This is a genomic window from Paraburkholderia steynii (assembly GCF_900100565.1).
In the GTDB taxonomy this organism is placed as follows: Bacteria; Pseudomonadota; Gammaproteobacteria; order Burkholderiales; family Burkholderiaceae; genus Paraburkholderia; species Paraburkholderia terrae.
Window position 1 is genome coordinate 1 of record NZ_FNDI01000072.1, and the last position, 6,397, is coordinate 6,397.

Genomic DNA, 6,397 nt, shown 5'->3' on the forward strand with positions numbered 1-6,397 from the left:
CCCAGATCGCGCAGGCGCCGCGCGATCTTGCGTCCGCCCCAGCCATGCTGGCGGCGCAGCTCGATGACCCGCGCTTCGATGTGCCCTGCAGAGCGTGTGGGGCTGTGATGTGGGCGGCGCGAGCGGTCGGCCAGTCCCTCAGCGCCTTCGGCCTTGTGGCGGGCGAGCCACTTGTAGCCGGTCTGGCGGGTGATCTTGAATTTGCTGCACAACTCGCTGAACGCAACCGCCTGCGTGGCGGCCTCACGGACGAAGTCTTCGCGACGATTCATGGTGTCTTTTACATCCCAGGGCATGGTCGAAATCCGGGCGTTTGATTACCCGAAAGTGTCAGTCATGTCCCTGTACACCTGTCAGCGATGTCTCCAGTCTGTACACGGCGGCAAAGAAAAGTAGGTGCCGCCCCGCACAGGGGCGACGCGTGAAGCACGCTAACGAATCGCGGATTCCAACATCAAAACAAGCAAACCACACCACGTGCGCAGCAAACACCATCCTCCAGATGCCAGAACAAAGACAAGCACACAGAGGCGACGCAGGTGTGTCGCGCAGTCGCCTGACTGTCGCTCGAACCGGCGCGAGCCGGAGTAAGATCGCGATTCCGCCCTCTTCCCGCTCAACGCACCGCCGCCCAGCGCGGCAAATCGTCGCCATGCATCATTACCTGCCGATCCTGCTGCAAATCGCCCTCGTCTATCTGATCGCGCTGGTCAGTCCCGGTCCCAACTTCTTCATGATCACGCAGCTGTCGCTGGCCGGACGGCGCGGGCTAGGCGCGGCGTCGGCGCTGGGCGTCGGCACAGGGTCGACAATCTGGGCCTCGCTCGCGATGCTCGGTTTCGCGACCGTGCTGCAACGGATCGACTGGCTGTACAACGGCATTCGAATCGCGGGCGCGATCTATCTGGTGTGGTTCGGCATCAAGCTCGTGCGTTCGAGCACGAAACGCGGCGAGGCCATCGTCGTGAACGTCGAAACACCGCCCGCCAACGATCGCGGCGCCCATTTCCGCGCCTGGCGCACGGGCATGCTCACGTGTCTGACGAATCCGAAATCCTGCGCGTTCTGGACCAGTATCTTCGCGACGCTGTTTCCGGCGCACCCGCCGCTGTGGTTCTACGGCGCGGCGCTCGCGATGATCGGGATGATGTCGGTGGGCTGGTACGGCAGCGTCGCGCTGATGTTCGCGACGGAACGCACGCAACGCGGCTATCGACGCCTGCGCCGCCCGATCGACGGCGTGTGCGGCGCGCTGCTCGTCGGCCTGGGCGCGAAACTCGCCGCCGAAAGCTGAGCGCGGGCGCGCTCTCCAGCTGGACTTTTCCAGCTTCGCGAGAAGGGTCAATGCTGCAGCGCGCGATAAGTTTCCGGTATTATCCCGAAATAGCGCCTACCAGCGCCTGTTTTCGTTGAACGGCTGCCATCACCCGATGATTGACGGGCGAAAGCCGGTCAAGCGGCAACGGCCCGACGCCCGTCGCGAACGGGCAAGACCCGAAGGGCGACACCCGTAGGGTGGACCGGGCACAGACCCAGCGCCGCACACCCCAGCAGTACACCCATGCCGCGCCGCAGTTAGCCGTTCCGGCGAAACCGGACGACAGCCGCGCCGGCGCTTGATAACCAGCTTGACAGACCACATTCACCGCCCAACCCGCTGCGGCAATGCCCGGCGCGGAACGCGGTAAAATAGCGGATTGCGCATCATTCCCGGGTCGCTTCCGGCGCGGGACGGTGCATTGCCTTTGCCGTGCCGGCCCCGCTTTTATGTGGCCGACCTTGATTTCGCACCATCGAAGAAGCCATGAGCAACCTGAATCCACAAACCGTCCTGAGCGTCCACCACTGGACCGATACGCTTTTCAGCTTCACCTGCACGCGCGATGCGTCGTTCCGCTTCGAAAATGGCCAGTTCACGATGGTTGGCCTCGAAGTCGACGGCAAGCCGCTGATCCGTGCGTACAGCATGGCTAGCGCCAACTACGAAGAGAACCTCGAATTCCTGAGCATCAAGGTGCAGGACGGCCCGCTGACGTCGCGCCTCCAGCATCTGAAGGTGGGCGACCAGGTCCTGATCGGCAAGAAGCCGACGGGCACGCTGATGGCCGACAACCTGCTGCCCGGCAAGACGCTGTGGCTGCTGTCCACTGGCACGGGTCTCGCGCCCTTCATGTCGATCATCAAGGACCCGGACGTCTATGACCGCTACGAGCGCGTCGTGCTGACGCACACGTGCCGTTTCGTCGATGAACTGGCATACAAGGAATACATCACGGACCACCTGCCGGCGCACGAGCACATCGGCGAGCTGATCCAGGAAAAGCTGGTGTATTACCCGACCGTCACGCGCGAGCAGTTCGCGAATCGCGGCCGTATCACGGACCTGATCGAAACGAAGAAGCTCTTCGACGATCTCGACCTGCCGCACTTCTCGCTCGAAAACGACCGCGTGATGCTCTGCGGCAGCCCGCACATGCTGCGCGACACGCGTGAACTGCTCGACAGCCTGGGCTTCCAGGAAGGCAGCAACAACAATCCTGGCCACTACGTCGTCGAAAAGGCGTTCGTCGGCTAAGACTGCGCCGCACGAACGCTGGCGCGGCGTCCACGACGCGCGCGCGAGCCGCAACACCCGAAACCGGAGCCTTCGCGCTCCGGTTTTTCTTTTGGCGCGCCGGGCTACGTGGAACGGTTGGCGGATCACGACTAGACGTGCCCATCTCAAGTCAGATACCAGGTTACAAATTCAATGGGTATTAAATAACCTTGCGTGTAGGAATTTGTCCGACATAAGCTGTGGCGTTTACCTCGACTATTGCGTGAACTTTGCGCTGCAAGCCAAGATGGACGGGTATTTTTTCTTTTTTTAAGATATGATCCCAGCGCAGCAGCATTTGACAGACTTTTAACAAAACTGTCGTCTATTTGTTACAGAATGTAAATTTCGTTACGTCTCGACGTAGCGTTTTTCCGTCGAGATAGTTCCTGCGACGGACATATCTGGGGGTCAGGGTTCGCATGCGTTCTACCGTCTACATGCTGCCGATGCGTCGCTATGGCGCCGGCCGATCCGTTTCGTGAGCGGGACCATGGATTCGTCGATCGTGGTGCCGATGCATATGCACGGCGCGGCTGCCCGCGCGAGCGATGCCACGCGCGCATCCAGTGCGTCTGCCCGCCGCCGTTCCAGCAAAGCCGCGATGGCAAACCACGCCAACGCGGACGTCACTGCGGACGCCGCCGCGCGAACGGCATCCAGCGACGAACTCGCGCGTCTGCAGGCGCGGGTACGCGAGCTGGCATCCGAGCTGACGCGCACGCAGGAAGCCACGCGCCGCCATGTCGCGCAGGAACTGCACGACAGCCTCGGCGCCGAACTGACGGCCGCGCGCTTCGCGCTCGCTGGCGTCGAAACCTGGCTGCCCGCCGACGCCCCGCCCCAATGCACCGCCGCCCTCGCCACCGCGCAGCGTTCGCTCGACGCCGTCACTGAAGCTGCGCAACAGGCCGTCGGCGATCTGCACTCGCCGACGCTCGACAAGGGCATCGTCTGTGCGCTGTCGCACTGGACCAACAGCTTCGCCGCGCGCACCGGCCTGCGCATGAGCTTCGTGTGCGCCGCCGACGCTCGCCTCACGCGCCTGTCCGCCGATGCATCGCTCGCTGTGTTCCGCGTCGCCCAGGAAGCGCTCAACAACGTCGCCAAGCACGCGCGCGCATCGGGCGCCGACATGCGTATCGAAACCACTGCGCAGCATCTGAGCATCGTCGTCAGCGACGACGGCGTCGGCATTCCCGCGCACGCGGGACAGGACGAGCGCCAGTTCGGGCTGGCAGGCATGCGCGCGCGCTGCAACGCATTCGACGGCGAATTGCGCGTCGCTGCGTCCGCCGGTCAGGCGCGCGGCACGACCGTGCATGCGCGCTTCGAGTGGAAAGCCTTGTTGGGCAATGCGCCGCGCGCGCGACGCACCGCGATCCGCTTGTGAACCGCTCGTGGCCCGCTTGTAACCTGCTGTTTGTGAACACTGACTTCCCGTTATGAGCCTGCGCATTCTGATTGCCGAGGACCACGCCATCGTTCGACAGGGCGTACGGCAGCTGCTGATCGACCGCGGTGTCGCCGACGACGTCGCCGAGGCGCAGACGGGTACCGAGGTGCTCATGGAAGCGTCGAAGCACGTGTACGACGTGATCCTGCTCGACATCTCGCTGCCGGACATGAACGGCGTCGAGGTGCTCAAGCGCCTGAAGCGCAAGCTGCCGCGCGTTCCCGTGCTGATGTTTTCGATGTATCGCGAGGACCAGTACGCGGTGCGCGCTCTGAAGGCGGGGGCGGCCGGTTATCTGTCGAAAACCGTCGACGCCACGCAGATGATCGCCGCGATCCAGCAGGTCGCGGCGGGCCGCAAGTACGTGAGCCCGGCGATGGCGGAAGCGCTCGCCGATTACGTTTCGTTCGACGGCGAGCAGTTGCCGCACGAAAAGCTCTCCGACCGCGAGTACCAGACGCTGTGCATGCTCGCGTCGGGCAAGCGGCTGACGGATATCGCGAACGCGCTGTCGCTGTCGGTGAAGACGGTGAGTGTCTACCGCACGCGGTTGCTGGAAAAAATGAAGCTGCGCAACAACGCCGAGTTGACCTTCTACGTGATGAGCAACCGCCTCGTCGACCTGAATCCGGTGATGGCGGCCTGAGGCTCGAGGCCGCCCGCCGCGCTCGCGGCGCACTCCATTTGTGCGCCATGAAGGGCTATCCGGCCCGATTCCGCTAAAATTGCGGGTTTTCCCGACATTGGGCGCGCCCACACGCGTGCTTCACAGGAGACCCCGCCAAATGTCCCTCTTTCGCAAAAAGAACGTCGAGCACATGATCGCCGGCGCGCAGGCTGCCGGCCTGAAGAAAGCGCTCGGCGCGCTCGATCTCACCTTTCTCGGCGTCGGCGCCATCATCGGCACCGGCATCTTCGTGCTGACGGGCACGGGCGCGGTGCAAGCCGGCCCGGCGCTGATGCTGGCGTTCCTGATCGCCGCCGTCGCGTGCGGCTTCGCGGCGCTCGCGTATGCGGAATTCGCCTCGACGATCCCCGTCGCCGGTTCGATCTACACGTATTCGTACGCGACGCTCGGCGAGCTGGCCGCGTGGATCATCGGCTGGGATTTGATGCTCGAGTATGGGCTTGCCACTTCGGCGGTGTCGGTTGGCTGGTCAGGGTATCTGCAGTCGCTGCTGTCGGGCTTCGGCGTGTCGCTGCCCGTCGCGCTGACGGCCGCGCCCGGCGCGCTTCCTGGCCACGAGACGCTGTTCAACTTGCCCGCGTTTCTCGTAATGATGGCGATTACGACGCTGCTGTCTGTCGGCGTGCGGGAATCGACGCGCGTGAACAATCTGATGGTTGCGATCAAGGTGACCGTCGTGTTGCTGGTGATTGCCGTCGGTGTGTTTCATGTGAAGCCGGAGAACTGGCATCCGTTCATGCCGAATGGCATCGGCGGGGTGTTCGGCGCGGCGGCTGTGATGTTCTTTGCGTTTATCGGGTTCGATTCGGTGTCGTCGGCGGCCGAAGAAGTGAAGGATCCGAAGCGCGACCTGCCGATCGGGATCATTGCGTCGCTCGGCGTTTGCGCGGTGCTGTACGTCGCTGTGGCCGCCGTCGTGACGGGGATCGTGCCGTCGGCGCAGTTCGCGAATATTTCGCATCCGGTTTCGTATGCGTTGCAGGTTGCTGGGCAGAACTGGGTTGCCGGTTTTATCGATCTCGGTGCGGTGCTTGGGATGCTGACCGTGATTCTTGTGATGGCCTACGGCCAGACTCGGGTGATCTTTGCGATGTCACGGGATGGGTTGTTGCCTGCGGCGCTGTCTAAGGTGCATCCGCGGTTTGCTACGCCTTTTGCTACCACTTGGCTCGTTGGGATTGTCTTTGGGCTGATTGGCGCCCTCGTGCCTTTGAATGTGCTCGCTGAGCTGATCAATATCGGGACGTTGGCGGCGTTTTCGATGGTGTCCATCGCTGTGCTCGTGTTGCGGCGCACGCATCCTGATTTGCCCAGGGCTTTTCGCTGCCCGGGCGTGCCCGTTGTGCCTGTGCTTGCTGTTGCTTCCTGCCTGTTCTTGATGCTGAATCTCAGCAAGGTTACCTGGATTGCGTTTGTGATCTGGCTTCTGGTTGGGATGGTTGTCTATTTTGGGTACTCGCGGAGGCATTCCAAACTCGCGCACGGGGGGCGATAAGTCTTCTCGCGGTGCGGCCGGTTTGGTTTGCTTGTGGTTTCGCTGGCATCCGCGTATTGCCTTCGTACTTCACGCGTCGCCCCTGTGCGGGGCGGCACCTACTTTTCTTTGCCGCCGCAAAGAAAAGTAGGCAAAAGAAAGCGGCTCACACCGCCAACTCTT

At 62.9% G+C, this 6,397-nt stretch carries 6 protein-coding genes; 5 read left to right on the forward strand and 1 reads right to left on the reverse strand.

What is annotated here, in order from left to right:
• On the reverse strand, positions 1–296 hold a 296-nt coding region (locus BLT65_RS46095; protein WP_143036735.1), incomplete at its 3' end, for a helix-turn-helix domain-containing protein.
• 356 nt (positions 297–652) lie between these two features.
• On the opposite strand from BLT65_RS46095, the gene BLT65_RS46100 reads away from it, so the two are divergent.
• The 5 genes from BLT65_RS46100 (at position 653) to bcaP (ending at position 6,235) form a co-directional block, all read left to right on the forward strand.
• Positions 653–1,294 carry a LysE family translocator gene (locus BLT65_RS46100; RefSeq protein WP_091790692.1) on the forward strand — a complete coding sequence of 214 codons (642 nt, stop codon included), beginning with the start codon at positions 653–655 and terminating at the stop codon, positions 1,292–1,294.
• A gap of 510 nt (positions 1,295–1,804) precedes the next feature.
• Complete coding sequence (locus tag BLT65_RS46105) at positions 1,805–2,575, forward strand: ferredoxin--NADP reductase (RefSeq protein WP_007582137.1); 771 nt, start codon at positions 1,805–1,807, stop codon at positions 2,573–2,575.
• 514 nt (positions 2,576–3,089) lie between these two features.
• Positions 3,090–3,989 carry a sensor histidine kinase gene (locus tag BLT65_RS46110; protein ID WP_091790693.1) on the forward strand — a complete coding sequence of 300 codons (900 nt, stop codon included), beginning with the start codon at positions 3,090–3,092 and terminating at the stop codon, positions 3,987–3,989.
• Positions 3,990–4,041: 52 nt separating this feature from the next.
• A complete protein-coding gene (gene rqpR / locus BLT65_RS46115) occupies positions 4,042–4,698 on the forward strand; it encodes a response regulator transcription factor RqpR (protein ID WP_007582134.1) in 657 nt (218 codons plus the stop codon).
• Positions 4,699–4,837: 139 nt separating this feature from the next.
• Positions 4,838–6,235 carry a branched-chain amino acid transporter BcaP gene (gene bcaP, locus BLT65_RS46120; protein ID WP_042312952.1) on the forward strand — a complete coding sequence of 466 codons (1,398 nt, stop codon included), beginning with the start codon at positions 4,838–4,840 and terminating at the stop codon, positions 6,233–6,235.
• Positions 6,236–6,397: the final 162 nt, after the last annotated feature.